Genomic DNA, 26002 nt, shown 5'->3' with positions numbered 1-26002 from the left:
CAATTTCAAATCGCCACCATCTGCCGCACGCCATCCGCTTCCATGTTGGCACCCAAGCCTTGGGCTTTGACGGCACCGCGTTCCATGACCACGTAGTGATCAGCCAACTCTTGGGCGAAGTCGTAGTACTGCTCCACCAGCACAATGGCCATGTCACCTCGGTCGGCCAACATGCGGATGACGCGGCCAATGTCTTTGATGATGCTGGGCTGGATGCCTTCGGTGGGCTCGTCGAGCATCAGCAGTTTGGGGCCAGCGGCCAGCGCGCGGGCAATGGCCAACTGCTGTTGCTGGCCGCCGGACAGGTCGCCGCCACGGCGCTTGAGCATTTGCTTCAAGACCGGGAACAGTTCAAACAATTCGGGCGGAATCGGTGTGCTGGCAGGTTTGTAGGCCAGTCCCATGGCCAGGTTTTCCTCGACAGTCAACCTGGCAAAAATCTCGCGGCCTTGCGGAACAAAACCGATGCCGGCTCTGGCACGCTCAAAAGGTGTGGCGTTTTGGATGGGCCTGCCGTCGAATTCAATCGCACCTGTTTTGATTGGCACCAGACCCATCAGGCTTTTGAGCAGGGTGGTTTTGCCGACCCCGTTGCGGCCCAAAATGACGGTGATTTTGCCCAGGCTGGCTTGCAGGTTCACGTCGCGCAAGATGTGGGAGCCGCCGTAGTATTGGTTGATGTTGGTGACGTTCAGCATCTGTGTTTATCCTTTTTTATGGTTTTTGATGCGGCTGTTGGCAGGGTCTCGCCCCGGCGGGCGACTCACTTTTCTTTGGCGAAGCAAAGAAAAGTGAGTGCGCAGCCGGGCGCACATCCCGGCCACCCCGTCTGGTAAAGACACAAACTCACCGTCCAAGATACACCTCAATCACCCGTTCATCCGCCTGCACCTGCGCCAGCGTGCCCTGCGCCAGCACCGCGCCGTCGCACAACACCGTGACGATGTCCGAGATGGTGTTGATGAAGCTCATGTCATGCTCCACCACCATCAGCGAATGCTTGCCCTTCAAAGACAAAAAAAGCTCAGCCGTACGCTCGGTTTCCTCATCGGTCATGCCCGCCACAGGTTCATCCAGCAGCAACAGCTTGGGGTCTTGCATCAGCAACATGCCAATCTCCAGCCACTGCTTTTGCCCATGGCTGAGGTAGCCCGCCTGGCGCGACACGCTGTCTGCCAGATGGATGGTGTGCAGCACTTCGGCCAGTCGGTCGCTCTGCTTTGAATCCAGCTTGAACAACATGGATGCGGTCACGGCCTTGTTGGTTTTCAAAGCCAGCTCCAGGTTTTCAAACACCGTGAGCTGCTCAAACACCGTGGGTTTCTGGAACTTGCGGCCAATGCCCATCTGGGCAATTTCGGCCTCTTTGAAGCGCAACAAATCGATCGTGCTGCCATAAAACACCTGACCCGAATCCGGGCGGGTTTTGCCAGTGATGATGTCCATCATGGTGGTTTTGCCCGCGCCATTGGGGCCAATGATGCAGCGCAGCTCGCCGGGAGCAATGTCAAGCGACAAATGGTTGATGGCCTTGAAGCCGTCAAAACTCACGTTGACATCTTCCAGGTAAAGAATGCGCCCGTGGGTCACATCCACTTCACCCGGTGCCGGCGCCAGCCTGGCAAAACCCGCAGAACGCCCACCCGAGGCGGTTTGCCCCTGGCGCTGGGACTGTTTGGCGCGGTAGGCTTCGGCATGGCGCGCGCCCTGCTCCATCAGCTCGGGCGTCATTTCGAACCACCTTTCAGTTTTTTGACCAGACCCACCACGCCGTCAGGTAAAAACAGCGTAACCCCAATGAACAGCGCACCTAAAAAATACAACCAAAACTCGGGGTAGGCCACGGTCAGCCAACTTTTGACGCCGCTGACAATGAACGCGCCCAGAATTGGCCCGATCAGCGTGGCGCGGCCTCCTACGGCGGCCCAGATGGCAATCTCAATCGAATTGGCCGGACTCATTTCGCTGGGGTTGATGATGCCCACTTGCGGCACATACAAGGCACCGGCCACGCCGCACATCATGGCTGAAATGGTCCAGATGGTGAGCTTGTAGCCCACGGGCGAGTAGCCACTGAACATGACCCGTGTTTCAGCGTCGCGTACGGCTTGCAACACGCGGCCAAACTTGCTGTTGATGAGCCAACGCGACAGCAAAAAGAAACCCAGCAGTGTCAGGCCGGTCAGCACAAACAAGGTCATGCGCATGTGGGGCGTGGCAATGGGAATGTCCAGAATGCGCTTGAAGTCGGTAAAACCGTTGTTCCCGCCAAAACCAGTCTCGTTGCGGAAAAACAGCAGCATGGCGGCAAAGGTCATGGCCTGGGTGATGATGGAAAAGTACACGCCCTTGATGCGCGAGCGAAAGGCAAAGTAGCCAAACACAAAGGCCACGAGGCCTGGCACAGCGATGATCAGAAACAGGGTGGCGACAAAGCTGCCGGAAAACGTCCAGTGCCAGGGCAGCGTCTTCCAGTCCAGAAACACCATGAAGTCAGGCAGGGCACTTTTGTAATTGCCGTCCAGCCCAATTTGGCGCATCAAATACATGCCCATGACATAGCCACCCAGCGCAAAAAACAAGCCGTGCCCCAAGCTCAAGATGCCGGTAAAGCCCCAGATCAAATCCATGGCCAGCGCACAAATGGCATAGCACATGATGCGACCGAGCAGCCCCACGCCGTAGTCACTCAGGTGAAACACACTGCCCTGCGGCACTGCCAAATTCAGCACCGGAGCCACCGCACACACCACAATCAAGGCGACCAGAAAGCCGGCCCAACCGCTGCGACTGAGCAACGGCGCGGGGGCGGGCAAGGAAACCGGGTTCAAAGTTGTGTTCATGTTCATGCCTCCGCCGAGCGGCCTTTCATGGCGAAGATGCCTTGGGGTCGTTTTTGAATGAAGATGATGATGAACACCAGCACCGCAATCTTGGCCAATACCGCACCGGTCAACCCCTCCAGAAACTTGTTCAAAATGCCCAGCCCCAACGCGGCGTAGACCGTGCCCGCCAACTGCCCCACACCGCCCAGCACCACCACCATGAAGGCATCGACGATGTAGCCCTGGCCCAGGTCTGGCCCCACGTTGCCCACCTGGCTCAAGGCGCAACCCGCCAGCCCGGCAATGCCAGAGCCCAACGCGAAGGCGTAGGTGTCAATGCGCGCCGTGTTCACCCCCATGCACGAGGCAATCGGGCGGTTTTGCGTGACCCCGCGCACGAACAGCCCCAGCCGTGTCTTGCCAATCATCCAGGCCACGCTGCCCAGCACAAACAGGGCAAAACCAATGATGACCAAGCGGTTGTAGGGCAGCGACAAATTGCCAAGCACCTGCACGCCACCACTCATCCACGACGGGTTTTCCACCCCCACGTTTTGGGCACCAAAAATGCTGCGCACCAACTGCATCAGCATCAAGCTGATGCCCCAGGTGGCCAGCAGGGTTTCCAGCGGGCGGCCATACAAAAAGCGGATCACACTGCGCTCCAGCGCCGCTCCCATCAGGGCGGATGCCATGAACGCCACCGGCACCGCCGCCAGCAAATACCAGTCAAACGCGCCGGGCAGGTATTTTTGAAACAGGCCTTGCACCACATAGGTCGCATAGGCGCCAATCATCATCAGCTCGCCGTGCGCCATGTTGATCACGCCCATCAGCCCGTAGGTGATGGCCAGGCCCAGCGCCACCAGCAGCAGGATCGAGCCCAGGCTGATGCCGCTGAACAAGGCTCCCAGCCGGTCACCCCAGGCCAGGGCAGCTTCCACCTGGCGCAGTGCCGCGCCCAGAGCGGCTTTAACTTGTGCGTCAGGCTCTTGCTCAAGGCGCGCCAACAGCATGGTTTTGGTGTTGGCCTGGCCGCTGCTGGCCAGCAGTTTGGCGGCTTCCAGGCGTTTGGTTTTGTCTGTGCTATTGAGCAAGGCGGCGGCACGCACCATGCCCAGTTGGTCTTTGATGGCGGCGTTTTGCTCGGTGGCCAGGGCTTTTTCGATCAGCGGCAGTTTGGTTTCGTCCGCATCACTTTGCAGTTGTTTCACCGCGGCGGCACGCACGGTGTCGTCTTTGGAAAAGAGCTTGAGCGCGGCCAGTGCCGAGTCAATTTCACCGCGCATGCGGTTGTTGTTGATCACGTCTTCGAGCGCCTCAGGCAGGGGGATTTCAGCCCCGGTGACTGCATCAAAAGCCTTGTCGTCTTTCACCACCAACACCTGCTCTCCGGCGACTTTGACGGCATCGTCAGACAAGGCTTGCAGAAAGGCAGCAGTCTGGTCATCGGCTGCCTGCATGGCTTGGGCCAGCGCCTCGATACGCGCGTCGGTTTCGCCGAGTGTGATGCTTTTTACATCGCTAGCGCTTATGGAATATGCGCTAGTAGCTATAAAAAGCGTAGTAATTGAAAGGAGTCTTTTGAGCATATTCAGAACCTGTAGTGTGGGCACGGGTGGCAGTGCCCACGCTGCAATTTCTTTTGAAAAGGGTAATTGGCGAAGAAAGGAAGAAGCGTCGCGAGCGGGTCAAGGTGGGGTTTGAAGCGCACAGCCGTACTCCCGTACGGCGAGCACTGCAAGCCCCAGATTGGCTCGCGCAGTAGCTTCTTACTTCTTCGCCGGTTCGTCAGGCTTGCCAGCATTGCCTTCGATGTACGGGCTCCATGGCTTGGCTTTCACCGGGCCAGGAGTCTTCCAGACCACGTTGAACTGGCCGTCGGCCTTGATCTCGCCAATGAACACACTCTTGTGCAAGTGGTGGTTCTTCTCATCCATCTTGCTCACAATGCCGCTGGGGGCTTTGAAGGTTTGGCCGGCCATGGCGGCAATCACCTTGTCCACGTCGGTGGACTTGGCTTTTTCAACCGCTTGTTTCCACATGTTGATGCCGATGTAGGTGGCTTCCATCGGGTCGTTGGTCAAAGCCTTGTCTTTGTGACCGGCAATGCCCTTGGCCTTGGCATAGGCTGTCCACTTTTTGATGAACTCGGTGTTGGTTGGGTTCTTGATGGACTGGAAGTAGTTCCAGGCGGCCAGGTGACCCACCAGCGGCTTGGTGTCCACACCGCGCAGCTCTTCTTCACCCACGCTGAAGGCCACCACTGGCACGTCTTTGGCCTTCAGGCCGGCGTTGCCAAGTTCTTTGTAGAACGGCACGTTGGAGTCACCATTGATGGTGGAAACCACGGCGGTTTTGCCACCGGCGCTGAATTTTTTGATGTCAGCCACGATGGTCTGGTAATCACTGTGGCCAAACGGTGTGTATTTTTCGTCAATGTCTTTGTCAGCCACGCCCTTGGATTTAAGGTAGGCACGCAAAATTTTGTTGGTGGTGCGGGGGTACACGTAGTCGGTGCCCAACAAGACCCAGCGCTTGGCTGCGCCGCCGTCTTTGCTCATCAAATAGTCCACTGCGGGAATGGCTTGCTGGTTGGGCGCGGCACCGGTGTAGAACACGTTTTTGGACAGCTCTTCACCTTCGTACTGCACCGGGTAGAACAGCAAGCCGTTCATTTCTTCGACCACCGGCAACACCGACTTGCGGCTTACGCTGGTCCAGCAGCCAAAGATCACATCGACCTTGTCCTGACCCAGCAACTGCTTGGTTTTTTCAGCAAACAGCGGCCAGTTGGAAGCCGGGTCAACCACCACGGGTTCCAACTTCTTGCCGAGCAGTCCGCCCTTGGCATTGATCTCGTCAATGGCCATCAGCACGGTGTCTTTCAACACGGTCTCAGAAATGGCCATGGTGCCAGACAAGCTGTGCAAGATACCGACCTTGATGGTGTCGGCGGCGTAGGCGGGCAATGCCGACAGGGTGGTCAGCGCGACGGCGGCAGTGAGTGCCTTGAGGGTAAAACGACGTGAGTTCAAAGTTGACATGTGTGCTACTCCAAAGTTGATAAAACCGTTGTCGCTCAGGCTGTGCCTTCGGTGGCATGACAGGCCTGTGCTTGAGCGATGGAGTGACTTTAGGCAAGCGAGAAGGTTTGGGAAATACGCCGAGTGGCGTACAGCTAATGGCAGCTGATGGCTAAAAAGGTGCGGCCAGCGGCTCGCCCACAAAGACGCCCAAAGTGGGCCACGCCACACTGCGCCAATAGGCCTCTAGCGCCGTGCTGCCCTGCACATAGTTGAGCAATAGCACCTGCGGATGCGGAAACTTTTGCAAGTGGTTGCAGGGCTCGCTGACGGTGCCGTAGCTGGCGGTGGCGCCTGATTCAAGCCAGTCCAGTACGCTCATTTGCCCCAACCCACCCAGCAACTGCCCGCCAAACGAGGTCAGGTGGTCTGCCAGCGCCCCGGGTAGCCACTGCGTGGGCGCGAGCACGTCTGGGTTGGGCAAGCCAGTTTGAAGCAAAAACACGCGACTGAGGTTGGGGGTGGCATCCGTGTTGATCAGCTGCGCCGCAATGGCACGGCGCGGCAACCCGCCAGGGGGCGGGAACAATGGGGCACGCACGTTGCGCGCGCTGTCTGCGGTGCTGACAAACACCGCGTTGGCAGGCAAGCCACCGAGCTTGCCCAGCTGGCCATCGGCCGCCACACCGCGGTCGATCATAGCCTTGGCGCTGCTGATGGTGCGCGCGGCTAACAGCATCGACGGCCGCAACCCCAAGTCGGTGTAAGGTCTTGCGCTGGGTGAATTGAAATAGCGCGACGGTTTGCTGGCGGCACAGGTGTTTTGGCAGGCTTGCAGATCAAGCCCCAACGTGACCGCAGCGGTGATGCCATTGCATTGCACCGCAAAGGGCTGCGACCAGGCCAGCGCCAAAGCCTGCACGTGCGGCGCCATGTGCGCTTTGATTTGGATGTTAAGCCGCTCAAACTCGGCCGCGCTCAATGACTTTTGCACCGGCAGCACCACGCGCAGCACCTGCGCCTGCGGCACGCCGCGCTTGGCCACGTAATAGTTACCCACCGCCACCGAATAAGGGTCTGCGGTGTTGATGACCACCCCCAGGTCGGCCGCGGTGAGTTTGCCCTGAATGCGTGGCACAGACACCCAGCGCCGGCGGACATCCGCCTGAGCGGCACTCGCCCCAAGCACCGGACTATCTGCCGGGGTTGAGCTGGCCGCCAAAGTCGGTGCACTGGCGGGCAAGGCGTTGGATGAGTGGGCCTCTTCGCCCTGCGCCATGCCAATGCACCACATCAGGGCACAAAACAGCAGCGCTGAACACTTTAAACCGAACAAACTGGCATTCATCATGCCCCGATTAAACCCGCTGCCCCATACCCTGCCGGTTTTCAGGGCAAAGTTTCAGGGCAAAAAAATGCGATTAGCCCAACAAGCCTTTGGTTTGAATGAACTTAATCACGTCATCCAGGCCGCTCAAGGTCTTGAGGTTGGTCATGACAAACGGTTTGAGACCCTTGGCCGTGGTGCGCATGCGGGTGGTGTCAGCCGCCATCACGTCCAAATCGGCCCCCACATGCGGTGCCAGGTCGGTTTTGTTGATCACAAACAGGTCGCTCTTTGTGATGCCAGGGCCGCCTTTGCGGGGAATCTTTTCACCAGCGGCCACGTCGATCACGTAAATCGTCAAGTCGCTCAGCTCGGGGCTGAAGGTGGCGGCCAGGTTGTCGCCGCCACTTTCTAAAAACACGATGTCGGCGTTGGGGAAATCGACCAGCATGCGGTCGATGGCTTCCAGATTGATCGAGCAGTCTTCGCGGATGGCAGTGTGCGGGCAGCCGCCGGTTTCTACCCCCATGATGCGATCAGCGGGCAAGGCACCGCTGACGGTCAGCAGGCGCTGGTCTTCTTTGGTGTAAATGTCGTTGGTGATGGCCACCAGGTCGTACTTGTCGCGCATGGCTTTGCACAGCATTTCAAGCAGTGTGGTTTTGCCGGAGCCGACCGGCCCGCCAATGCCCACGCGCAAAGGCGGTAGGGGTTTGGTGCGCTTTTTGATGTGATGCAAAGGTGTGTTCATGGTCGGTGTTTTATTCAAAATGTGTAGCTGCTTATGCTTTAAATATAAGGTCTAGGACCTGAAAAGCCTTGAATATTGCACCTCGTGCTGGGCGCTCAAGATGGCCAGCATGGGGGCAAACGCCTGGCGTGTGTCGTCGGTTGCCGCCAGTGCGTGGTCGACGACTGCAGGAATTTCTGCGGCCAGTCTGGAGAGGATGCGCTGCCCAGCGCTTTGACCCAGCGGCACCGATTTGATGGCCGCCTGCACCATGTTCTCGGCCCAGCCAAAGGCGTAGGCCAGCAGGCAGTCGCGCAGGGGTGCGGCCGTGCTGCTGGCGGCCAAGGCAAACGCGATGGGATAGGTGGGTTGCCCATTGGCCAACAGCTCAATCTGCGCTGGTTTGGCAGTGGTGTGGTTGCGCAGCCACTCCAGCAAACTGCGGCCCATTTGCTCGGTTTGCGCACGCAGTTCGCTGCTTTCTCGGGTTTGCAACGCCCAGGCGTTGAGGGTCGCTATGCGCCCGGCGTCGGCGGCCTGCCAGGCAGGAATGGCTTGTGCCAGCAGCGCCAGATCGCTTCGTGCCAGACTCAGCTCAAGCTGATCCAGCAGCCAGTTTGATGCTTCGCTTTCAGTAGCTACTTGAGCACTATCTACGGCGGCTTCAAGGCATTCTGAGTAAGAAAAACCACCAATCGGCAAGGCTGGCGAGGCCAGCCACATCAGCTGAATCAGACTGCTGTCACGCATGCTGGCTCTGCCTTAAGGGTGGTGGCTGCAGCCCGGCCCATGCACATGGGGTGGCTGCGCATCTGGGACGGCAGCGGGTGCGGGCGTGTGGACTTGAGCATGGTCCAGGTTGTGGTCATGGTCATGGTCATGCCCGTGGTGGTGTCCGCCAAAGTGCCCACCAGTGGCGTAGGCACCGTTTTCTGGCTCGAACGGTTCGGTCACCTCGGTCACGACCAGGTGCATGGCGCGCAGCATGTCGGCCAGCACGTGGTCAGGTTCGATTTTGAGGTGGTCGGGTTTCAGCTCGATTGGCACATGGCGGTTGCCCAGGTGGTAGGCGGCGCGGATCAGGTCAAACGGCGTGCCGTGATTGGGGCAATGGGTGATTTTCAGCACCGTTTGCGGCGCAGCCAGCACCTTGATCAGCGAGCCATCTTGCGCCACCAGCACGTCGCCACCGCGTGCGACCGTGCCACGCGGCAGAAAAATGCCAAGTAGGCGGTCAGCGGAGTCGGTGGCGTCGAACCGGCTTTTTTGCCGCACGTCCCAGTCCAGCGCCACATGACCAGCGCGTTTGAGCAAGGCGGCCGCCAGGCCGTGGCCTTGGGGGATGAGTTTGGAGATGTGGAGCATGGTGGCGTTGCAACGCATTTTGGATGGGGGTGCGGTCAACTCTGCAAGAGCCGTGCCGACCTGTCGATGTGAGGCCAGGCCACACCGACCAAACGCGGCCTTGCTGAGCTGGATCAGCGCTGATAATATAACAACCGTTATAACTTTGAAGGTTTCACCATGACTGCACTCAAACTCACCCAAATCGGCAATTCGGTTGGCGTGATTCTGCCCAAGGAAGTTTTGGCTCGACTCAATCTTGAAAAAGGGGATGCGGTGTACATGACTGACACCGCCAATGGGTTCAACATTTCCCCCTATGACCCGAATTTTGATGAACAGATGACGCAAGCGCGCCGCATCATGAAAAAACGCCGCGCCGTGTTGCATGAGTTGGCCAAATGAGTGGCCAGCGACAAACCTGGGGGTGGATTGAGATCGCCCTGATTCACGCCGTGCATGATGAACAGTTGGCAGAACACGGCGGTGGCGCTGGCGTGCGTGACTTGAACTTGCTGGAATCAGCCTTGGCAAGGCCGAAGCAACTTGAAAACTATGGCACGCCCGATACGGCTGATCTGGCCGCCAGCTACGGTTATGGGATCTCGCGCAACCATCCTTTTATTGATGGAAACAAGCGAACCGGCTTTGTCGCCATGGAATTGTTTTTGGCACTCAACGACTTTGAGTTGACCGCCACAGATGCTGACTGCGTTGTGACCATGCTGTCCGTCGCTGCAGGCGATATCGACGAGGCCGCCTTCGCCGCTTGGGTTCGCCAGCACCTGCTGGTACGCTGACACACAGCGGAATGGCGCTCAAACTATGGGCAGTGGTTCAGAAGCACGGACTCGGTGTATTGGCCACCACATAGCACCCACGCCCTTGATGCTTGGCTTGGTACATCGCGCCGTCGGCGGCAAGCACCAGGCTGTCAAAACTGCTATGGCTGTCGCCCATGGCGATGCCGATTGAAATTCATTAGAGCCATCTTTGATTCGCCCATGCTGACCAAAGAAGACACGCGTGATACCTATGGCGAACAGCGCTTGCAAAGCCTTGGCTGGCTCAATAGTCGCGTGGTGCTGCTGGTGTGGGTTGAACGTGCGACTGGGCCACATCTCATTTCTTGCCGTAACGGTGATAAACATGAAACCAAACGCTACTTCAAAGCCTTTATTTAGCGCGGCACAAATGCAAGCCGCTTTGGCCGCCGCCCCGGCTGGCGTTGCGGGTCAGCGTGGCTCTTGGGCACAAGCCGTTGCGACTCAAGGCGGTGGCGCGGATGCCACCCTGGCCCAATTGCGCCGGGCGCGTGGGCCGCAAAAAGCCCCAACAAAAGTGCCCACCACCATTCGCTTTGATGCCGATGTGCTGGCGGCACTCAAGTCGGGTGGAAAAGGCTGGCAAACCCGGGTCAACGATGCCATGCGAGATTGGCTCAAACAGCACAAGGCATTGACTGGGACAACGGGTGTTGCGGTAGGACGTTGAGGCGCAGGTGGTGGCCAGAACGTCGGGTTGGGATAAGGATAAAAGTGACCGGGCTCCGAATCATCCCTGACTGGTCATAGCGCATCAGCGTGAAGCTGGCATCAGGTGCGCAGTGCGGCATCGCCCACCACCACCTGCTTTGAATGCGAGCCTGGCCCCTTTGTCCTTCAAGTGGTTCAGATGGGCAACTGCTTAAAGTGGCGGTTTCCACCAAATTTATCAACGAGTGGCATCCAGATTTTTCCGTAGTGCTCAAATTCCTTGAGCTTGAATGGGTCGATGATGTAGCGCAGATAGCAAGTAACCATGTAATTCTTAAGAGGCTTGGCTGTAAATTTTCAATCAGCAAATGCTGAACTCTGACACGTCAGACTTTACTGGAGTTGCATCTGGAACGACAACTTGCGCAGCATAGTTTGACCCATAGCGAGGGTCGTCGTCATGCTGCACACGCCTTGATGAACGAAACAACCAGCGGCGCAGATTCACCCTTGAGAGCAGCACGTTCGGGCTGAAAATCGGGGTTGAGTCCGTATCGGCATCGATATCCCTCTGTGACTTCAGTGGCACCATAGGCCGCTGCAATGCGCGTGCCAGAGTACAGCCGAACCACACCTGTTGTTTCGACCAACGCGCACGCCAGCTGCGAAATGACAGCGCGGGCTGCATTGAGCGCTGTTTCCGCATGATCCGCATCGGCCCAGCCCATTACGTTGCGCGCGTACTCGATGACGGCGTGCTGAAATCCGCCGCAGGTACCTAGGAATGGCGTGGCGCTTTCGCGGGCGTAACGAATGGCATGCAGCGCACCGTCCATGTTGCGATAAGGGCTTGCTGGCACGCACCACAAGCCATCGAATCCGCAGACGCGTACAGATGAAGCAATTTCTTCTGTGGAAATCCACTCAAATACGACTTCAATGTGCAGAGTCTCTGCGGCAGCTTGCAGCGCCATCGGGATCGCCTGGTGCGCGGGTACGGATGGGTTGTAGTCGCCAATCAGGCCGACCGTGATGTGTTTTTTTATCATTTCGCTACTTGTTGACAAGGCCAGCTTCAAAATAAATCAGAGTTCGGCAACCAGTTTCTTTTCCCCCAGCGAAAAAGATGCCTGCTGGATACGCCCATTCAGGACCTCATAGACGCACAGCATTTCAACGGTCCCGCGACCCTCCGGAAAGTTGCGGGTTATCAATTCAAAGTCGATGACGATGTTGCCCATGACGACCCTTGACAGAAGCCGTGCATGTAAATCCGGCTCGGCAAATCTGAGCAGAAAGCGCGCGCGCATTTCGTCGTGACCTTGCGCCAGGCGTTCGCCATGCAGCGTGAATTGCTCAGCGTCAAAGGCATACGTGTTTAAAAGCGCTTCAATATCTTTGCCGTTGTAGGCATCAAGTTGGGCTTGAACGACGGCGAGTGGTGATTTGATTGACATGGATTTTTCGCAAGGGTCGAAAGTGGTGAAATTATTCCCGCCGAAGCACTATCCACATCGCGGCCAGCACGATCAGCCCACCACCTATCCAGCCGCTGACGCTGAGCGATTCACCCAGCCAGAGCACGGCAAACAGTGCACCGAAGGCGGGTTCGCTGCTGGTCAGCAAGGCGACGCGGCTGGGCGACGTGTGTTTCAGCGCCCAGTTTTGCGCAAAGAAGGCAAAGATGGTGCAGCCCAGCACCAGGTACAGACTGGCCTGCCAAAAGGCAGCCGCCACCGGCAATGGTGGCAAACCACCGGGTAGGCATAGCGCGAGCAACAGGCTGCCAAAACCAATCACGCCAGCCTGCACCGCCGTTATCGCCAAAGTGGTCGCGTTGCAATGACGGGTTAGCTTGGTGGTCTGGCACACGTTGATGGCGCGCAGCACGGCCGCCGCCAGCATCAAACCATCGCCAAGACCAAACTCACCGGCCAACTCACCGCTGAGCAGGGCAGCGCCAAGCAAAGAGATGCCGGCAAACACAAACATTCCCTGTGCCGGGCGGCTGCCCAGCAGCCACCACTCAACAAAGGGAGTAAACACCACGCACAGGCTAATCAAAAAGGCGGCGTTACTGGCCTGGGTATTTGCCACACCAAAGGTTTCACAAAGAAAAATGCCCAGCATCAGCGTGCCCAGCGGTAAGCCTGACCGAAGCGCATCGCGCCTGGGCTGGCCCGCCGTGCGCAGCAGCGCGGGCAAGAGCACCACAAAGGTAAGGATGAACCGCACAGCCAAAAAACCGAGCACCGGATAAAAGGCCAGCGCGCCTTTGGCCACGCCATAACTGGTGCCCCAGACCACGGCAACCAGCAGCAGCGCCAGGTCGGACAGGCGCATCAAGCTTTTCGGCTGAGACAGGACGAGGGTGGTCATGTGGCTTGGTAATGGTTTCTAAAGAAGTTGAAATTATCAATTTAACCCTTTCTCGTGATAATCCGGTAAAACAGAATAGAACTTGTGCGCCATGAGCATCAATAACCAACTCGAATGCCTGCCCGATATGGCGGTTTTTGCCTGCGTGGTGGATGCCGGTAGTTTCTCGGGTGCTGCCCGCCAGCTTGGCATCACCCCCTCGGCTGTCAGCCGCCAGGTGGCGCGCCTGGAGGGTGTGCTGCGCGTGCGCCTGCTGGAGCGCACCACCCGCAAGCTGCGGCTGACCGAGGCGGGCACTGCAGCTTTCAGCCGCTGCCAGGACATGGTGGCTGCGGCGCGCGAGGTGCTTGCGCTGAGTGACACGCATACCGCTACGCCGCGTGGTCTGGTGCGTATCAGCATGCCCAAAGCCTTTGGCAGGTTGGTGGTGCACCCGCTGATGCCCGCCTTTTTGCGCCAGTACCCCGAGGTAGATGTGCAACTGGTCATCACCGACCGCACGGTGGATTTGTTTGAAGAAGCCATCGACCTGGCCATTCGCATCACCGATGAGCCGCCACCCGGATTAACCGGGCGACCGCTGATGCGCATTCGCCATCTGGTGTGTGCCAGCCCGAGCTACCTGGCCGAACATGGGGTGCCCCAGCATCCGCATGATCTGGCGCAGCACAGTTGCATCTATCTGGGTGAGAACGAACTGGATCGGCACTGGCGTTTTGGGCGCAACGGCGAAGAAGTTAGCGTTAAAGTGTCAGGCCGCTACGTTGCCAACCATAGCGAAGTGCGTCTGGATGGCGCGTTGCAATCATTGGGTATTGCCAGCTTGCCAGAATTTACCGCCCGCGCCAGCCTGACCAGTGGGGCGTTGGTGCCGGTGCTGGCAGATTGGGAACACCTGACCCACTACGCCGGCACAGTCTGGCTGCTGTACCCGTCAAACCGGTTTATGGCGGCGAAATTGCGTGTGTGGATTGACTATGTGGTGGCTGGATTGGTGAGTTGATCGATTCAAATAGTCTTACAATTACATGAAATTAAAGCTAATTTGTAAGGTTTTTATGATCCCACGCTTTGCTACCACATTGCTCAATGAACTGCGCACAGGCTACCCCGTCATTACCATCACCGGGCCACGCCAGTCGGGTAAGACCACCTTGGCGCGAGCCGCTTTTCCTGACAAGCCCTATGTGTCGCTGGAAACGCCTGACGAGCGCGAATTTGCCACCACCGACCCGCGCAGTTTTCTGGCACGCTGGCCCCTTGGTGCCATCATCGACGAGGTGCAGCATGTGCCTCAGCTTTTCTCGTGGATTCAGACCGATGTGGATGACCGTGGGCAGATGGGTCGCTACGTGCTGACAGGTTCACAAAATTTTGCCTTGATGGCCAACATCACCCAAAGCTTGGCCGGGCGTTCGGCCCTGGTGCAATTGCTGCCGCTGTCGATCGCCGAGCTGTCGGCTTGCGGGCAATTGCCTGCTGAGCTAGATGCCATGCTGCTGCGTGGCGGCTACCCGGCGCTGTATGCGCGCACCTTGAACCCGGCACGCTGGCTGGCAGACTACACCATGTCGTACCTGGAGCGCGATGTGCGCCAAATCAGCCAAGTGCAGGACCTGTCCGCCTTTCAGCGTTTTTTGCGCTTGTGTGCCGGGCGTACCGGTCAACTGCTCAACCTGAGCAATCTGGCACAGGATGCAGGCATTGCCCAAACCACGGCGCGTGCCTGGTTGTCGGTGCTGGAGGCCAGCTACATCGTGTTTTTGCTACGACCACACCACCGCAATCTGGGCAAGCGCGTCGTCAAAATGCCCAAACTGTATTTTCTGGATAGCGCGCTGGCCGCCTCACTGATGGGCATTCAAACCACCACGCAGTTAGCCATTCACCCGTTGCGCGGCGCGCTGTTTGAAACTCTGATCGTGTCTGAATTTCTCAAGGCACGGTTCAACGCCGGGTTTGCCTCTAACCTATTTTTCTGGCGTGACAACGTGGGCTTGGAAGTGGATTTGCTGCTGGAAGAACCCGAGGGCTTGTTGCCGATCGAGATCAAATCTTGCGCCACCGTTACCAACGATTTGTTCAAAGGCTTGCGCAAATGGCTGGCCGTTGCGGGTGATGCCGCGCGCCAGCCGCGCCTGGTCTGCGCCGCACCGACCAGCTACCAACGCGAGGGAATCAACGTCCGCTGCTGGCAAGAGGCGGCTGGCTGACAGCGCGAACAGCTATCAAATTCGGGGACGCGCAAGCAATTTCTTCAAGCGACATCAACAAACGGCATGGCGACCGGCTTATTCGAATGCCACCAATACCCGGTTCCGGATGAGCCAATTTCATGAATCTGGAAACAGATCAGACACCTATCTCAGATGGCGACAGCGCGCCTAGACTGGCCACTGCTGCGAACTGTGTAGCAGTCGGATAACCTCAATGCGCTTTCCTTTGACACGGTAGACCACAATAAGGCGATAACGGCCAAATCAGGCAGCAAGCACAAGGGGTAATAGAATGGCATTAACCAGAAATTTTAAAGAAACTGTCATCCAGCGTGTGCAGAGTGACGCGTCATTTGCGCAGGCGCTGCTTGACGAGGCTGCGACACTATTTCTCAATGGTGAGCCGGAAACAGCCCGACTGATTTTGCGTGACTTGGTGAACGCCACCATCGGTTTCGAGCAACTCGCAACGCTGACCGCCAAGCCGAGCAAAAGTTTGCACCGTATGTTGTCGCCCACGGGCAACCCCAGCATGGACAACCTGGCAGCCATTTTTCGGGCAGTGCGCGAGCGGCTGCAGGTCAACCTGTCTGCGCACTCGGTAGCAGCCTGAAGCGATTGGCCAATCAAATCTCGGTCTGCTCGGCCATTTCCAAAGCGTCATCGACCTCGATGTCCAGGTAGCGCACGGTGCTCTCCAATTTGGTGTGTCCAAGTAGCAGTTGCACGGCACGCAAGTTTTTTGTGCGCCGGTAGATCAAGGATGCCTTGGTTCTGCGCATCGAATGGGTTCCATATTCCGACGGATTCAACCCAATCTCTGTCACCCACGAATCCACAATACGGGCGTATTGGCGGGTTCCGATATGGGGTGACTCATGAATGCGGCTGGGGAACAAGTAGTCGTCCTGCCCAAGTTTGGCCTCCTTGATCCACTCGCTGACAGCATCTCGGGTGGGCTACGTTATCTCGAACTGAACTGGCCGCGAGGTTTTTTGCTGCATCACGGTGGCACGCGGTGCAATATGTTCGCCATGGCATATGTCGCGCACCCGCATCTTGACCAAATCGCAAGCCCGTAGTTTGCTGTCGAGTCCCAAGTCGAACATGGCGAGCTCACGAACCCGATGTTGAAGTTGAAGACGGACACGGATAGCCCAGATCTCTTTCAATTTGAACGGCGATTTTTGACTGACGATCACACCCTTGTTCCAAGGTGCGTGCTGAACGTGCTCAGATGAGTTTTCCATGATGGACTCCTGGTTGATTGAGGGAGTCCAACTGAGGGCCGACGGCAGGAAAGTGCAAGCACAGGATTTCTCCGGCAGTAAAGCCGACCTTGGCCAAGTTCTGCAAGGGGTCTTAAACAGTCATTCATCCAGCCCCAACACCAACCTTCAAATTTGCGCCGAGCGCTGGTTTTTGCTGTTTTAAATATAGCTGCTAACGCAATGCATACGTGCTCTAGAGGCCAATTTCTCTAAAACAAAAAGTACCGCTGCGCCATCGGCAAGCTCACTGCGGGTTCACACGTCAGCAGTTCGCCATCAGCGCGCACGCTGTAAGTCTGGGCGTCGATTTCCATCTTGGGCAGATAGGCGTTGTGGATCATGTGGCGCTTTTGAATGCCACGAATGTTGCGCACGGCGCTCACGTTTTTGCTCAGGCCATAACGCGCCTTGATGCCAGCGTTTTCCCCCGCTTGTGAGATGAAGGTGATGGAACCCCGCGCCAGTGCGCCGCCAAAACTGCCAAACATGGGTCGGTAATGCACCGGCTGCGGGGTGGGAATGCTGGCATTGGGGTCACCCATGGCGGCCATGGCAATCATGCCGCCTTTCAGAATCAACGCTGGTTTCACACCAAAGAAAGCGGGTTTCCAGACCACTAAGTCAGCCCATTTGCCGACCTCAAGGCTGCCCACTTCATGCGCCATGCCGTGGGTTAAAGCAGGGTTGATGGTGTATTTGGCCAGGTAGCGTTTGACGCGGTAGTTGTCGTTGCGCGGGTTTTGCTCTACCGCTGCGGCGCTGTTGTTGGCAGGCATGCCCCCACCCCTGCCCTCCCCCAGGGGGGGAGGGAGAGAGACAGAGGGCGGCGCCAGCCAGCCGCGCTGCGCTTTCATCTTGTGCGCGGTTTGCCAGGTGCGGATGATGACTTCACCCACCCGGCCCATGGCTTGGCTGTCGCTGCTCATGATGCTGATGGCGCCCAGGTCGTGCAGGATGTCTTCGGCTGCAATGGTTTCCTTGCGGATGCGGCTCTCAGCAAACGCCAGGTCTTCGGCAATGCCCGCGTCCAGGTGGTGGCAGACCATCAGCATGTCCACATGTTCGTCCAGCGTGTTGACGGTGTACGGGCGCGTCGGGTTGGTGCTTGAGGGCAGCACATTGGGTTCGCCCACCAGTTTCATGATGTCTGGGGCGTGGCCGCCGCCTGCGCCTTCGGTGTGAAAGGTGTGGATGCTGCGACCCTTGAAAGCCGCCAGCGTGTTCTCCACAAAGCCCGACTCATTCAAGGTGTCGGTGTGGATCGCCACCTGGGTGTCGGTGAGTTCGGCCACGTTCAGGCAGTTGTCGATGGCCGCAGGTGTGGTGCCCCAGTCTTCGTGCAGCTTCAGGCCCAAGGCGCCGGCGTTGATTTGCTCGTGCAGGGCGGCGGGCAGGCTGGCGTTGCCCTTGCCCATGAAGCCCAAGTTCATGGCAAAGCCGTCAGCCGCCTGCAGCATGCGTTCAATGTGCCACGGGCCGGGCGTGCAGGTGGTGGCAAAGGTGCCGGTGGCAGGGCCGGTGCCGCCGCCAGTCATGGTGGTGATGCCGCTGCTCAAGGCTTCTTCAATGAGCTGCGGGCAGATGAAGTGGATGTGGCTGTCAAAGCCGCCCGCGGTGACGATGGAGCCTTCACAACTGATGATCTCGGTGCCCGGGCCAATGATGATGTCCACGCCGGGCTGGGTGTCGGGGTTGCCAGCTTTGCCAATGGCAACGATGCGGCTGTTTTTGAGGCCAATGTCGGCTTTGATGATGCCCCAGTGGTCGATGATGAGCGCGTTGGTCATGACCGTATCGACCGCACCTTCGGCTCTGGCGCGCTGGCTTTGCGCCATGCCGTCGCGGATGGTCTTGCCACCGCCAAATTTCACTTCTTCGCCATAGCCACCCGCGCCCAGCGTCAGGTCGGCTTCGACCTCGACGATCAGGTTGGTGTCGGCCAGGCGTACCCGGTCGCCCACCGTGGGGCCAAACAGTTCGGCATAGGCGCGTCGTCCAATCGTGGTCATCTCAGTACTTTCAAAAATAATAGCTTCCAGCACTTATTCCATAAGCTCTAGAGGCACAAAACACTGTAAATTCAAAGCGATCCCATGACCAGGCCGCGAAAGCCGTAAACCACACGGTCACCAGCGTAGTCCACCAGCTCCACGGTGCGCTGCTGCCCCGGCTCAAAGCGCACCGCCGAACCAGACGGAATGTTCAACCGCATGCCGTGCGCGGCTGCGCGATCAAAGCCCAATGCGCCATTGGTTTCGGCAAAGTGGTAATGCGAGCCGACCTGGATGGGGCGATCAGACGCGTTAACCACCACCAGGGTGAGGGTGCGCCTGCCGGGGTTGAGCGTGTGCTCAGGGCCATCGGTAAAAAGTTCGCCTGGAATCATGGCTTGGCTCATTTGTCATGCCCGGAAAACCAAAACCCCAGCACCACCAAAGCACCTAGCGCCACAAAGCCCCAAGTGTCTGTGGCGTGCCAATGGCTGCCTGCCAACCCATGATTTTCATGGGCAAAAGAAGTGCTAGCGCTTATAAATAAAGCGCAAGCAGCTATGTTTTTTAAGTTCATCACAGATTTCATGGCGCGCTCCTCAAAGGGGGTTTCCTAAACAATCGGCTGGTGCACCGTAACCAGTTTGGTGCCGTCTGGGAAGGTGGCCTCGACCTGGATGTCGGGGATCATCTCGGCAATGCCGTCCATGACATCCGCGCGGGTCAGCAGGGTGCGGCCGTAGCTCATCAGTTCGGCCACGGTTTGACCGTCTCGCGCGCCTTCCATCACGGCAGCGCTGATCAGGGCCACAGCTTCGGGGTAATTCAATTTCAAACCACGGGCTTTGCGCCGCTCAGCCAGCAGGCCAGCGGTAAAGATCAGCAGCTTGTCTTTTTCACGAGGCGTCAGTTCCATTTCGTTTCACTCAATGTTTGGGCCATTGGGTCGTGTGGCCGCACTTGCGCGCCGAGCACGAGAATTTGCTTGCATTGTGATGGCAACGCAAAAGCCATGCCCGATCATTTGCTGCGGGGCTGCAGCACGCCATATCCGGCGACCCTAACGGAAATGCACCAATTTGATGAACCATTTGAGTCGCAAGACCTGGGTCTGCATTTCAATGGTGCAGCGCCCAAGAGGCCACCACCATGCATGTGGCGCGTGCGGCTGGGCAAGCCTAGGCCTTTGGGGTGGGCTGATGATCATCAGTCAAAACCAGCTGGCACTCTTGTTGCTTTGAAGCGATGGTTTTCAACCCATTCAAAAGGCACCCATGTTCAAGCGTACCTTTCTTCAATCTGCAGTGTTTCTGGTTGGCATCTCTGCGGGTGTTTTGGCTCACGCGCAAGTCACACCAATCAAATTCCAGCTCGACTGGCGCTTTGAGGGGCCAGCCGCGCTGTTTCTGACCCCTGCCGCCAAGGGCTATTTCAAAGAAGCCAAGCTGGACGTGAGCGTAGACGCGGGCAACGGCTCAGGTGGCACCGTCACGCGGGTGGCCTCGGGCGCCTACGACATGGGGTTTGCCGACCTGGCCGCGCTGATGGAGTTCCATGCCAACAACCCCGACGCGCCAAACAAACCCGTGGCGGTGATGGTGGTCTACAACAACACCCCCGCCTCGGTCATGACTCTGAAAAAATCCGGCATCAAAACCCCAGCCGACCTGAGCGGCAAAAAACTCGGTGCCCCGGTGTTCGACGCAGGCCGCAAGGCGTTCCCCATTTTTGCCAAAGCCAACGCCATCACCAACGTGGCCTGGACGGCCATGGACCCGCCGCTGCGCGAAACCATGCTGGTGCGTGGCGACGTGGATGCCATCACCGGCTTCACCTTCACCTCGCTGCTGAACCTGGAAGCGCGTGGCGTGAAGGCGGACGACGTGGTGGTGCTGCCCTACCCTGCCTATGGGGTCAAGCTGTACGGCAATGTGATCATTGCTTCACCCAAAATGGTCAAGGAACATCCGGCGGCCATCAAAGCCTTTTTGACGGCTTTTGCCAAGGGCGCCAAAGAGGTCATGGCGAATCCGGCGGCAGCCATTGCCGACGTGAAGGCGCGTGACGGCATCGTCAATGTGGCACTCGAAACGCGCCGCCTGCAACTCGCCATTGACACCGCCATCAACAGCCCCAGCGCCCGCGCTGAGGGGTTTGGTCAGGTTAACGGCTCTCGCCTGTCGCTGATGGCCAGCCAAGTGTCGGACGCGTTCAACACCAAAACCCGGGTCAACCCGGAAGCGGTCTGGAACGACAGCTTTTTGCCGGCTAAGGCCGCACTGGATATCTTGCCCAAAAAGTGAGCCGCAAATTGATCTGTTTTTAATAGCTACTAGCGCTTATTCTGTAAGCTCTAGAGGCCAATTTCTTATATAAAAATGCAACACGCCCCAACCCCGTGGTTTGTCGACTTCTCGGACGTTTGGCTGGCCTACAACGACGCGTTGCTGGCACAAAACCAGTTCGCTGTAGAGGCCATCGACCTGAAGGTGCGACAAGGTGAGTTCATCGCCATCGTCGGGCCTTCAGGCTGCGGCAAGTCCACTTTCATGAAGTTGGCCACTGGCCTGAAGATGCCCTCGATGGGGCGCATCCACATCAACCAGCAACCCGTCACCGGGCCGCTGAAGATCAGTGGCATGGCGTTTCAGGCCTCGTCCTTGCTGCCCTGGCGCACCACGGTCGACAACGTGCTGCTGCCGCTGGAAATTGTGGAACCCTACCGCAGCAATTTCAAGGTTCAACGCAAGGCATACGAAGCACGCGCCAGAGCTTTGCTGCAAAAAGTGGGTCTGGCTGGCTATGAAGACAAATTCCCCTGGCAACTCTCGGGCGGCATGCAGCAGCGCGCCAGCATCTGCCGCGCGCTGATTCACGAACCCAAGATGCTGCTGCTGGATGAGCCCTTTGGTGCGCTGGATGCGTTCACCCGTGAAGAACTTTGGTGCATCTTGCGTGACCTGTGGACCGAGCAGCAGTTCAACGTGATTCTGGTCACACACGACCTGCGCGAGAGCGTGTTTCTGGCCGACACGGTGTATGTGATGAGCAAGAGCCCGGGTCGATTTGTGGTCAAGCGCGAGATTGACCTGCCCCGCCCGCGTGAGCTGGAAGTGACCTACACCTCGGCATTCAGCGACATCGTGCACGACTTGCGCGGCCACATTGGTGCCATGCGCCAAGCGGGTGCAGCGGTGCCTCAATAACTGCATTCACCCACAAGGTTTTTCTGATGAACAAGAAACAAATGGAAATTTGGTCGCCCTGGCTGCTGCTGCTGGCAGTGCTGGTGTTGTGGCAAGTGCTGTGCTCTGGGTTTGATGTGTCTGAGTTCGTCTTTCCCAGCCCATGGCGCATCTGGACGCAGTTTTGGGAGTTTCGCGACACCATTGCCGGGCACGCTTGGCGCACATTCTGGGTGACGATGGTGGGTTTTGGCTTGGCCATTGTGGTGGGCGTGTTGCTGGGATTTGTGATTGGCAGTTCGCGCCTGGCCTATGCCGCCGTGTACCCGCTGATGACGGCCTTTAACGCCTTGCCCAAAGCCGCCTTTGTGCCGATTTTGGTGGTGTGGTTTGGCATTGGCGTGGGCCCCGCCATATTGACTGCGTTTTTGATCAGTTTTTTTCCCATCATGGTCAACATTGCCACCGGACTGGCCACGCTGGAGCCCGAGCTGGAAGATGTGTTGCGCGTGCTGGGCGCCAAGCGCTGGGATGTGCTGATGAAGGTGGGGCTGCCGCGCTCCATGCCCTACTTTTATGGCTCACTCAAAGTGGCCATCACCCTGGCGTTTGTCGGCACCACGGTGAGCGAAATGACCGCCGCCAATGAGGGCATTGGCTACCTGCTGATTTCGGCTGGCTCCAGCATGCAAATGGGTTTGGCATTTGCTGGGCTGGTGGTGGTGGGCGCCATGGCCATGGTGATGTATGAGTTGTTTTCCGCCATTGAGAAACACACCACCGGTTGGGCGCACCGGGGCTCGCAAGATCATTGAACCGGGGCCAGGCCAGGCGCCGTAGCATTGCAACATATGCAGTGCGCAACGTCGTCTTTGGCTCAAGCCTTAATGCGTGTCGGCCTGGGCGGCTGCACGAACGGCTGCCGCAGTGTCATGGTTGGCACCGTTGAAAAACAGGTTCAGGGCGACGGCGCACAAGCTGGCCAGCAAGATGCCCGACTCAATCAGCGGGTGAATGCCGTGCGGCATCCATTGCTTGAAGTTGGGCGCAATCAGCGGCACCATGCCCACGCCAATCGAGATCGCCACAATCATGGCGTTGAAGCGGTTCACCTTGAAATCAACCCCACCCAGAATCCGAATGCCAGTGGCTGCCACCATGCCAAACATCACCAGACCGGCGCCACCCAGCACCACCGTGGGCAGCGACTCGACCAACGCCGCCATTTTGGGCAACAAGCCCAGCACAATCAGAATCAAACCACCGGCCACACAGACAAAGCGGCTCTTGACCCCGGTAACTGCCACCAGCCCCACGTTTTGCGAGAAGCTGGTGTAGGGGAAGGTGTTGAACAGCCCACCGATGAGCGTGCCCAAACCGTCGGTGCGCAGACCGCGCGCCAGGGCGGGTTGGTCCACTTTGCGCTCGGTCATTTCACCCAGCGCCAGAAACATGCCGGTGGATTCGATCATCACCACAATCATCACCAGGGTCATGGTCAAAATCAGCACCGGGTCAAACACCGGCGTGCCAAAGTGGAACGGCAGCACCACGTCAAACCAGGCCGCTTTTCCGACCTTGTCAAAATTCATCAACCCCATGGCCGTGGCGACCACGCCGCCGATGATGATGCCCAGCAGCACCGAAATGTTGGCAATAAAGCCCTTGCCAAAGCGCGCAATCATCATGATCGACACCAGCACCAACGCCGAAATACCCACACCAGACAAGTCAGCGTATTTGGGGTTGGGCACCTTGGGCACCAGTGCCAAATCTTTCGGCACGGCGGGCAACACCGAGCCGGGCGCGCCTGCAGCCTGGCTCACGTCGGCCAGCCACTTGGCATGCTCAGGGTTGACCACGCTGGGGGCGGTAGGGCCAAAGGGGTTGCCAAAAATCCAGTTGATGCCAATGCGCATCAGGCTGATGCCAATCACCGTGATGATGGTGCCGGTGACCACTGGCGGAAAAAACCGCAACATGCGGCTGACCAGCGGCGCGATCAAGATGGAGATGAGCCCCGCGCCAATGATGGCACCAAAAATCAGCTGTGCGCCCATCGGGCCGGGGTTGGCATTGGCCATGGCCACCATGGGCGCCACCGAGGCAAAGGTCACGCCCATCATCACCGGCAGTTTGATGCCAAACCATTGGGTGGCACCCAGCGACTGAATCAGGGTGACCAGGCCGCAGCAAAACAGGTCGGCAGAAATCAGGTAAGCCACGTCTTCGGGGCTCAGCTTCAACGCCCGCCCCACAATGAGCGGCACGGCAATGGCACCGGCATACATCACCAGCACATGTTGCAGCCCCAGGGCGGCGACTTTGCCCGTGGGCAGGTGTTCGTCAACCGGATGAATCGAAGTGGACATGAAAAAGGCTCCAAAAGGTTTTTTCGAGAAGCCTAAACTGTATACAATTTTTTGAAGAAACTGTATACAGAATTACCCTAGCCCATTGGGTTTTAAGCCAAGGTTGACTAGCCCGTGTTCAGTTTGCAGCACCCAGCAGGTCCGCCAGCGTGCGGGCGATCACCTTGGTGGCGCGGCGCAGGTCGGCCAGCGCCAGGTGCTCATCGGCGCGTTTGGCGTTGGACTCCAGCACAGAGCGAGGGCCGGCGCCGTAAATCACACCGGGAATGCCGCGCTCGCCAAACAGCCGCACATCGGTGTACAGCGGTGTGCCTTGGGCTGGAATGGGCTCGCCAAAAACTTCGCCACCATGCTTCTGAATGGCCGCCACCAGGGGCTGGTTGCCGGGCAGGGGCTTCATGGACTCTGCCAGCAAAATGCGACGCACTTCCACACGGATGCCTGGCAAGGCGGCGGCGGTTTGGGCAATCAGCTCACGCAGCGTGGCCTCCACTTCAGCGGCGTTTTCTTCAGGAATCATGCGCCGGTCTAGCTTGAAGCGCACTTTGCCGGGAATCACGTTGGTGTTGGTACCGCCTTCGATCAGCCCCACGTTCAGATACGGGTGGCTGATGCCTTCTACCTGGGAGGTGATGGCCTGGTACAAGGTGTTTTGTGCATACAAAGCGTTGAGAATTTTGACAGCTGCTTGCAGTGCATCGACACCTGACTCAGGGATGGCGGCGTGCGCCATGGTGCCGTGCACGGTGACCTCCAACTGCAAGCAGCCGTTGTGCGCAGTGACCACCTGGTAGCTGAACCCGGCCGCAATCATCAGGTCTGGCTGGGTCAACTTATGGTTGAGCAGCCAGCCGGGGCCGACCGAACCGCCAAACTCTTCGTCGTAGGTGAACAGCAGCTCAAGCGCGCCCTGGGTGGGTTTGCGCACCGCCTCCAGGGCACGCATGGCGAAGGTGAAGGTGGAAAAGTCGCATTTGCTCACCGCGCTGGCGCGGCCATAAATTTGGCCATCCACCACTTCGCCGCCATAGGGGTCGTGCGTCCAGCCCTCACCGGGGGGAACCACGTCGCCATGGGCGTTGAGCGCAATAGTTTTGCCACCGGGCCCGTAAGCACGGCGCACCACCAGGTTGGTGATGCTTTGCAGGCCAGCGGCTTGCACTTCAGCGCTGGGCACGGCGTGTTTTTCGGCGGCAATGCCCATAGCGGCCAGCAGCTCGAAGGTGCGCTCGGCGTGGGGGGCGTTGTTGCCCGGTGGCGTGTCGGTGGGGACTTGGATGAGGGCTTGCAGAAAGCGCACTTGTTCGACAAAGTGGGCATCAATCCAGGCATCGAGTTGGGTGTAAGTGGTCATGGTGGGATGAAGGGCTAAAGGCTAAAGGGGATAGGCGTGAGATGGGTGGGGCGGGCTAGCCGCGTGCATCACCCGACTGACTGAATTGCGCCAGCAAGTGGCTGAAAGCGTCCACCGCCAGCTGCATGTCGTCGCTGGTGGTGGCCTCCAAGGGGTTGTGGCTGATGCCTGCGTTTTGGCCGCGCACAAACAACATGGCCTGGGGCATCAGCTCGTGCAGCTTCATGGCATCGTGGCCCGCGCCGCTGGGCAGCCGGTGCACCGGCAGGCCCAGGCTGGCCACAGCGGCTTCCCAGGCCTGCTGCCACACTGGGGCACTGGGTGCGGCGCTGGCACGCATGCTCTGCGTCAGCTCAAACTGCAAGCCACGGCGTTGACAAATTTGCTTTAAATGAGATAGCACGTCACGCTCTAAATCATTGCGCTGCAGGTCATTTGGTGCACGCAAATCCAGGCTGAACGTGCAGCGCCCCGGCACCACATTGACACTGCCTTGGGGCACGTTGA

General features: G+C 58.3%; 31 protein-coding genes and 2 pseudogenes. 11 read left to right on the top strand and 22 right to left on the bottom strand.

The annotated features are described in order from the left end of the window. Positions 1-5: 5 nt before the first annotated feature. The 9 genes from urtE to ureE form a co-directional block, all read right to left on the bottom strand. Positions 6-698 (bottom strand): urea ABC transporter ATP-binding subunit UrtE, encoded by a 693-nt coding sequence (gene urtE / locus PHT20_RS06320; protein ID WP_301019865.1) that lies wholly within the window; start codon positions 696-698, stop codon positions 6-8. A gap of 148 nt (positions 699-846) precedes the next feature. Beyond that, positions 847-1731, bottom strand: coding sequence for an urea ABC transporter ATP-binding protein UrtD (gene urtD, locus PHT20_RS06315; RefSeq protein WP_301019864.1), 885 nt, complete (start codon positions 1729-1731; stop codon positions 847-849). Further along, on the bottom strand, positions 1728-2843 hold the full coding sequence (urtC, locus tag PHT20_RS06310; protein ID WP_301019863.1) for an urea ABC transporter permease subunit UrtC: 1116 nt from the start codon (positions 2841-2843) through the stop codon (positions 1728-1730). Before urtC ends, urtD begins: the two co-directional genes overlap by 4 nt. Positions 2844-2845: 2 nt before the next feature. Further along, complete coding sequence (gene urtB, locus PHT20_RS06305; RefSeq protein ID WP_301019862.1) at positions 2846-4417, bottom strand: urea ABC transporter permease subunit UrtB; 1572 nt, start codon at positions 4415-4417, stop codon at positions 2846-2848. Between the two features lie 180 nt (positions 4418-4597). Beyond that, positions 4598-5872 (bottom strand): urea ABC transporter substrate-binding protein, encoded by a 1275-nt coding sequence (gene urtA / locus PHT20_RS06300; protein WP_301019861.1) that lies wholly within the window; start codon positions 5870-5872, stop codon positions 4598-4600. A gap of 151 nt (positions 5873-6023) precedes the next feature. Then, positions 6024-7202 carry a TIGR03790 family protein gene (locus tag PHT20_RS06295; protein ID WP_301019860.1) on the bottom strand — a complete coding sequence of 393 codons (1179 nt, stop codon included), beginning with the start codon at positions 7200-7202 and terminating at the stop codon, positions 6024-6026. A gap of 70 nt (positions 7203-7272) precedes the next feature. Next, positions 7273-7929 carry an urease accessory protein UreG gene (ureG, locus tag PHT20_RS06290; RefSeq protein WP_301019859.1) on the bottom strand — a complete coding sequence of 219 codons (657 nt, stop codon included), beginning with the start codon at positions 7927-7929 and terminating at the stop codon, positions 7273-7275. 51 nt (positions 7930-7980) lie between these two features. After that, a complete protein-coding gene (locus PHT20_RS06285; RefSeq protein ID WP_300085954.1) occupies positions 7981-8658 on the bottom strand; it encodes an urease accessory UreF family protein in 678 nt (225 codons plus the stop codon). A gap of 12 nt (positions 8659-8670) precedes the next feature. Next, positions 8671-9273 (bottom strand): urease accessory protein UreE, encoded by a 603-nt coding sequence (gene ureE, locus PHT20_RS06280; protein ID WP_300085951.1) that lies wholly within the window; start codon positions 9271-9273, stop codon positions 8671-8673. A 159-nt stretch (positions 9274-9432) separates the two neighbouring features. Here ureE and PHT20_RS06275 point away from each other — a divergent pair, with 159 nt between their 5' ends. Beyond that, the gene (locus tag PHT20_RS06275) at positions 9433-9657 is read left to right on the top strand and encodes an AbrB/MazE/SpoVT family DNA-binding domain-containing protein (protein ID WP_300085948.1); all 225 of its coding nucleotides are present in this window, start codon (positions 9433-9435) and stop codon (positions 9655-9657) included. After that, positions 9654-10052: a type II toxin-antitoxin system death-on-curing family toxin gene (locus PHT20_RS06270; protein ID WP_300085945.1), complete on the top strand. Its 399-nt coding sequence runs from the start codon at positions 9654-9656 to the stop codon at positions 10050-10052. Before PHT20_RS06275 ends, PHT20_RS06270 begins: the two co-directional genes overlap by 4 nt. A gap of 37 nt (positions 10053-10089) precedes the next feature. Here PHT20_RS06270 and PHT20_RS06265 read toward each other — a convergent pair whose 3' ends face one another. Then, positions 10090-10218, bottom strand: a complete 129-nt coding sequence (locus PHT20_RS06265) for a hypothetical protein (RefSeq protein WP_301019895.1) — start codon at positions 10216-10218, stop codon at positions 10090-10092. Positions 10219-10223: 5 nt separating this feature from the next. On the opposite strand from PHT20_RS06265, the gene PHT20_RS06260 reads away from it, so the two are divergent. Both PHT20_RS06260 and PHT20_RS06255 read left to right on the top strand, forming a co-directional pair. Next, positions 10224-10436, top strand: a complete 213-nt coding sequence (locus PHT20_RS06260; protein WP_301019858.1) for a BrnT family toxin — start codon at positions 10224-10226, stop codon at positions 10434-10436. 10 nt (positions 10437-10446) lie between these two features. Beyond that, a complete protein-coding gene (locus PHT20_RS06255) occupies positions 10447-10746 on the top strand; it encodes a BrnA antitoxin family protein (RefSeq protein WP_300085939.1) in 300 nt (99 codons plus the stop codon). A gap of 206 nt (positions 10747-10952) precedes the next feature. On the opposite strand, the pseudogene PHT20_RS06250 reads toward PHT20_RS06255, so the two are convergent. The 4 genes and pseudogenes from PHT20_RS06250 to PHT20_RS06235 form a co-directional block, all read right to left on the bottom strand. After that, positions 10953-11054 (bottom strand): annotated as a pseudogene (locus tag PHT20_RS06250) (NIPSNAP family protein); the annotation flags it as partial. A gap of 131 nt (positions 11055-11185) precedes the next feature. Next, entirely contained in the window at positions 11186-11794 is a 609-nt protein-coding gene (locus PHT20_RS06245; protein WP_301019857.1) for a hypothetical protein, read from the bottom strand. An 18-nt stretch (positions 11795-11812) separates the two neighbouring features. Then, entirely contained in the window at positions 11813-12184 is a 372-nt protein-coding gene (locus PHT20_RS06240) for a nuclear transport factor 2 family protein (RefSeq protein ID WP_300085934.1), read from the bottom strand. 31 nt (positions 12185-12215) lie between these two features. Continuing rightward, on the bottom strand, positions 12216-13106 hold the full coding sequence (locus PHT20_RS06235; RefSeq protein ID WP_300085931.1) for a DMT family transporter: 891 nt from the start codon (positions 13104-13106) through the stop codon (positions 12216-12218). Positions 13107-13197: 91 nt separating this feature from the next. On the opposite strand from PHT20_RS06235, the gene PHT20_RS06230 reads away from it, so the two are divergent. The 3 genes from PHT20_RS06230 to PHT20_RS06220 all read left to right on the top strand — a co-directional run bounded on the left by PHT20_RS06230 (position 13198) and on the right by PHT20_RS06220 (position 15935). Continuing rightward, the gene (locus PHT20_RS06230; protein WP_300085929.1) at positions 13198-14109 is read left to right on the top strand and encodes a LysR family transcriptional regulator; all 912 of its coding nucleotides are present in this window, start codon (positions 13198-13200) and stop codon (positions 14107-14109) included. A 55-nt stretch (positions 14110-14164) separates the two neighbouring features. Continuing rightward, the gene (locus tag PHT20_RS06225; RefSeq protein ID WP_300085927.1) at positions 14165-15319 is read left to right on the top strand and encodes an ATP-binding protein; all 1155 of its coding nucleotides are present in this window, start codon (positions 14165-14167) and stop codon (positions 15317-15319) included. 295 nt (positions 15320-15614) lie between these two features. Continuing rightward, complete coding sequence (locus PHT20_RS06220; protein WP_300085924.1) at positions 15615-15935, top strand: transcriptional regulator; 321 nt, start codon at positions 15615-15617, stop codon at positions 15933-15935. A 13-nt stretch (positions 15936-15948) separates the two neighbouring features. Here the strand turns inward: PHT20_RS06220 and PHT20_RS06215 are convergent. Then, a pseudogene (locus tag PHT20_RS06215) lies at positions 15949-16572 on the bottom strand (tyrosine-type recombinase/integrase). Between PHT20_RS06215 and PHT20_RS06210 the strand changes: the two are divergent. Then, a complete protein-coding gene (locus PHT20_RS06210) occupies positions 16571-16756 on the top strand; it encodes a hypothetical protein (RefSeq protein ID WP_301019856.1) in 186 nt (61 codons plus the stop codon). The pseudogene PHT20_RS06215 and the gene PHT20_RS06210 overlap by 2 nt on opposite strands. Positions 16757-16802: 46 nt before the next feature. Here the strand turns inward: PHT20_RS06210 and PHT20_RS06205 are convergent, their stop codons facing one another. From PHT20_RS06205 to ureA, 4 genes are all read right to left on the bottom strand, one after another. After that, positions 16803-18602 carry an urease subunit alpha gene (locus PHT20_RS06205; RefSeq protein WP_300085921.1) on the bottom strand — a complete coding sequence of 600 codons (1800 nt, stop codon included), beginning with the start codon at positions 18600-18602 and terminating at the stop codon, positions 16803-16805. 71 nt (positions 18603-18673) lie between these two features. After that, positions 18674-18979, bottom strand: a complete 306-nt coding sequence (locus PHT20_RS06200; RefSeq protein ID WP_300085918.1) for an urease subunit beta — start codon at positions 18977-18979, stop codon at positions 18674-18676. Positions 18980-18987: 8 nt separating this feature from the next. Next, positions 18988-19173, bottom strand: a complete 186-nt coding sequence (locus tag PHT20_RS06195; RefSeq protein ID WP_300088380.1) for a hypothetical protein — start codon at positions 19171-19173, stop codon at positions 18988-18990. A 24-nt stretch (positions 19174-19197) separates the two neighbouring features. After that, positions 19198-19500 (bottom strand): urease subunit gamma, encoded by a 303-nt coding sequence (gene ureA / locus PHT20_RS06190; protein WP_300088381.1) that lies wholly within the window; start codon positions 19498-19500, stop codon positions 19198-19200. A 358-nt stretch (positions 19501-19858) separates the two neighbouring features. Here ureA and PHT20_RS06185 point away from each other — a divergent pair, with 358 nt between their 5' ends. The 3 genes from PHT20_RS06185 (at position 19859) to PHT20_RS06175 (ending at position 22584) form a co-directional block, all read left to right on the top strand. Beyond that, positions 19859-20887 (top strand): ABC transporter substrate-binding protein, encoded by a 1029-nt coding sequence (locus tag PHT20_RS06185; protein WP_301019855.1) that lies wholly within the window; start codon positions 19859-19861, stop codon positions 20885-20887. A gap of 75 nt (positions 20888-20962) precedes the next feature. Further along, on the top strand, positions 20963-21790 hold the full coding sequence (locus PHT20_RS06180) for an ABC transporter ATP-binding protein (protein ID WP_300088385.1): 828 nt from the start codon (positions 20963-20965) through the stop codon (positions 21788-21790). A 26-nt stretch (positions 21791-21816) separates the two neighbouring features. Beyond that, on the top strand, positions 21817-22584 hold the full coding sequence (locus tag PHT20_RS06175) for an ABC transporter permease (protein WP_301019854.1): 768 nt from the start codon (positions 21817-21819) through the stop codon (positions 22582-22584). A gap of 69 nt (positions 22585-22653) precedes the next feature. On the opposite strand, the gene PHT20_RS06170 is transcribed toward PHT20_RS06175, so the two are convergent. The 3 genes from PHT20_RS06170 to PHT20_RS06160 form a co-directional block, all read right to left on the bottom strand. Next, positions 22654-24141: a nucleobase:cation symporter-2 family protein gene (locus tag PHT20_RS06170; RefSeq protein ID WP_301019853.1), complete on the bottom strand. Its 1488-nt coding sequence runs from the start codon at positions 24139-24141 to the stop codon at positions 22654-22656. Positions 24142-24259: 118 nt separating this feature from the next. Then, positions 24260-25495: a M20/M25/M40 family metallo-hydrolase gene (locus tag PHT20_RS06165; protein ID WP_301019852.1), complete on the bottom strand. Its 1236-nt coding sequence runs from the start codon at positions 25493-25495 to the stop codon at positions 24260-24262. A 55-nt stretch (positions 25496-25550) separates the two neighbouring features. Beyond that, positions 25551-26002 (bottom strand): M20/M25/M40 family metallo-hydrolase (locus PHT20_RS06160; protein ID WP_301019851.1); only part of this gene is annotated, 452 nt, incomplete at its 5' end.

Origin of the sequence: Rhodoferax sp., assembly GCF_028715765.1 — a bacterium.
In the GTDB taxonomy this organism is placed as follows: Bacteria; Pseudomonadota; Gammaproteobacteria; order Burkholderiales; family Burkholderiaceae_C; genus Rhodoferax.
This window is presented reverse-complemented; position numbering and strand designations above follow the sequence as displayed.